The organism is Moorena sp. SIO1F2 (assembly GCF_010672755.1).
Classification (GTDB): Bacteria; Cyanobacteriota; Cyanobacteriia; order Cyanobacteriales; family Coleofasciculaceae; genus Moorena.
Genome location: NZ_JAAHFV010000541.1, coordinates 1 through 2,983, shown reverse-complemented (window position 1 = coordinate 2,983; position 2,983 = coordinate 1). Strand labels below are relative to the sequence as shown.

General features: G+C 42.1%; 5 protein-coding genes. 3 read left to right on the top strand and 2 right to left on the bottom strand.

Going from position 1 to position 2,983, the window contains the following annotated elements; genetic code table 11:
- Positions 1-323 precede the first annotated feature (323 nt).
- On the top strand, positions 324-917 hold the full coding sequence (locus F6J94_RS32410; RefSeq protein WP_293047772.1) for a sigma-70 family RNA polymerase sigma factor: 594 nt from the start codon (positions 324-326) through the stop codon (positions 915-917).
- A complete protein-coding gene (locus tag F6J94_RS32405; RefSeq protein ID WP_293047769.1) occupies positions 904-1,071 on the top strand; it encodes a hypothetical protein in 168 nt (55 codons plus the stop codon). Before F6J94_RS32410 ends, F6J94_RS32405 begins: the two co-directional genes overlap by 14 nt.
- 15 nt (positions 1,072-1,086) lie before the next feature.
- Here F6J94_RS32405 and F6J94_RS32400 read toward each other — a convergent pair whose 3' ends face one another.
- A complete protein-coding gene (locus F6J94_RS32400; RefSeq protein WP_293047765.1) occupies positions 1,087-1,452 on the bottom strand; it encodes a hypothetical protein in 366 nt (121 codons plus the stop codon).
- 350 nt (positions 1,453-1,802) lie between these two features.
- On the opposite strand from F6J94_RS32400, the gene F6J94_RS32395 reads away from it, so the two are divergent.
- Positions 1,803-1,982 (top strand): hypothetical protein, encoded by a 180-nt coding sequence (locus F6J94_RS32395; RefSeq protein ID WP_293047761.1) that lies wholly within the window; start codon positions 1,803-1,805, stop codon positions 1,980-1,982.
- Here the strand turns inward: F6J94_RS32395 and F6J94_RS32390 are convergent.
- Positions 1,944-2,975 (bottom strand): glycosyltransferase family 4 protein, encoded by a 1,032-nt coding sequence (locus F6J94_RS32390; RefSeq protein ID WP_367142311.1) that lies wholly within the window; start codon positions 2,973-2,975, stop codon positions 1,944-1,946. The genes F6J94_RS32395 and F6J94_RS32390 overlap by 39 nt on opposite strands.
- Between the last annotated feature and the right edge of the window lie 8 nt (positions 2,976-2,983).

Here is a 2,983-nt window from a genome sequence, read left to right as displayed (position 1 = left end):
CCCCTGAATTTCAATTGTATTTGAGAAACTTGATGATCATAAGGGCTATAGTCATTAGGGTCACTCTTGGACAAATGTAAGTAGGGGCATACTAAAACACCGCTATGGAAAGATTTTTTATGCCAATTTGGCAACACAGCTCCGTAACCTCATTGTTTCATGGTTATACCCTTGATCAATTTATTTTCCCCTACCTACTTATCAATGTCACAAATCGAGACTTAATCGTCACTAAGTGAGTAATAGTGATCATAAAGTTTCTCAAATACAATTGAAATTCAGGGGCATTATCTGCTTTTATTTTTACTGAGGAACTACACTATATGCAACCTAGAAAACCTCCAAAGTCCCCTAATCGTAAACAATTTGATGCCGCTGTTAATTCTCTTTTAAACCAAAGAGATAAATCTGGACTTTTTGCATTTATTGAATTCCGACTCAAGCAGTTCAACCTTGAACACAAATTTGATATCTTTGACATCTTTATCGAAAGCTATATTCGCGGAGTTAGCAAAATTGAATCTGGACAAGATATTGAAAATCCATCAGCTTGGCTAAGAACAACCTGCTTAAATGTGATTAGAGAGCATTTTGCCAAGAAAGGAAAGCATTGGAAAAAAGAACGTGAGTTTAGCTCTATAGAATACCAGATTAGCTCCAATGATGGTTCCGATTATTTATCGGATGAATATGTCAAGGAAATACTGTCAGATATTAGACAACTAGTAAGTCCTCTAGATTTTGATATTTTTGTGTTACGAGTGATGGAGGAATTGTCCTGGATTCAAATTGAAGAACGCCTGAACTTGGCAAGTAATACAGCCTTGCGAAAACGATATCAGCGTATGAGGAAAGTTTTGAGAGACTATTTTTTTGATATCGACAACTCTATGCTCGAAGACTATGGCTTATCCTGAAGTAAGCATATGCGCTACGCGCACGCTACTTGAGGTGCCGTCAGCTGTCAGCCGTCAGCCGTTAGCCGTCAGCTTATTTTATTCAAAAGCACCTCAAGTAGCACCATCTGTAGCCCATAAGCTGATAGCTGATACGCGACACGCTGATAGCTAAATGTAATGGTGATTATTAAAAATTTCCAGTGAAACAAGCAAATTGATTACGTAGCGTTTCACTGGTCTTAGGTGATTTCTGGGAAACAAAGATTTCTAAATACTCTTCTAACTTAGCGATTTGGTTTTTATAGGTATCAATATCATTGTCACTCAGCCAGCTAAAGTTTTTGGCTATAACTAGATCAGCTTTATCTATCAACAGGGTAAGGATTTCGTCAGCTTCAGCTAGTTCGAGGATCTCAGCCATACGGTTGCTGTCTGACACAGACAAAGTTGGACGCGCTGCCAGTTGGCAATACTCCAGCAATAGTTCCAATCGGCGTAGATTTGATTGGGTTGGGCTTTCTGTTGATATCGTGTACATAGAAAATCTGTTCATGTCACACCACTTGTTACTTTGATTGGGCTTCAGTCTTGATTTGGCTTCACTACATTAGTGAGATTTTTGCTGTAATTAGGACACGAATCGAAAGGATTTCACAAAATCTTTATATCTAAGAGGTTTTTTGTAAAGCAACCATGAAGGTTGAAGAGGTTGAAGGTTGATCAGGTTGAAGGTTGATCAGGTTGAATGTTGATCAGGTTGAAGGTTGATCAGGTTGAAGGTTGAATGTTGATCAGGTTGAAGGTTTAAGGTTGATCAGGTTGAAGGTTGAACGCGATTGCGTGGCCATTCGCGTAGCGTGGCCAAAGGCCAAGGCCAAGGTTTAAGAGGTTGAACGCGATTGCGTGGCCTTTTGGCCAAGGTTTAATAACCAGTTAACCTGTAACCAGTTCACCTATTCCCTGTTCCCTGTTCCCTATTCCCTGTTCCCTATTCCCTGTTCCCTATTCCCTGTTCCCTATTCCCTGTTCCCTATTCCCTGTTCCCTATTCCCTATTCCCTATTCCCTTTACTATATGACTTAGAATCTCTACCGTAGCTTGCCCAGTTTTTTGCCAACTAAATTCACTGGCTCTAGCAAGACCTGATTGGCGAAGATGCGATCGCATTTGAGCATCGGTTGCTACTGCTGCCATGGCTGCTGTGATTTCCTCAGGGTTGTAAGGATTGATTAATATAGCGGCATCTCCAGCTACTTCGGGTAAGGAGGAGAGATTGGCTGTAATTACAGGAGTACCGCAAGCCATTGCCTCTAATACAGGGATACCGAAGCCTTCCCAAAGACTGGGGAATACAAATGCGATCGCATTTCTAATCATGGTCGGTAACTGGTGCTGAGGAACATATCCCAGGAATTTGACCTGACTGGATATATTCAGTTCCTCCGCTTGGGCTTCCAGCAATGGTGTGTAGCGTTTATCCGTTGCGCCAGCAATCCAGAGTTGGTAGTCCTGGCAATTGGGTAGAGCAGCGAAAGCCTCAATCAGCCGATGGAGGTTTTTGTGGGGGTCTGGGCGTCCGATGTAGAGAAAATAGGGACAATTTTCCCGGTTTTCCCCATCTTTTCCACCATCTACTGTATCCAGATAATAATATTGATTGGCATCGTAAGCCAGTAAGATCGGGGTGATTTTTGCGGCTGGAATCTTGAAGAAGTCAGTAAGGTCTCTAGCAGTAGCCCGAGAGTTACAGATGATGTGTTCTGCTTGAGCAAGAACTTGAGGGATATAGTAGCGTTGGTAGGTAGTTAAGGGTGAAAAACCCTGGGGAAACCGTAACCCAATCAAATCATGAACCATTACCACATAGCGGCAATTGGTGAAGAGGGGAGCTTCTGGAACAGGAGAAAACAGAAGATCCGTTCGCAATTTTTTATAAATTCGCGGCAGTTGAAACTGAGTCCACAACAGACGGCGAAAATGTCCTTTCGTGCCTTGTTCAGGGCTTAAATTCCCTGGAATTGGGTAGCAAGTGTAGGTAGTAGCACTACAGAAACGGCTAGACGCAGTGGAAGAAATTAGTAAGA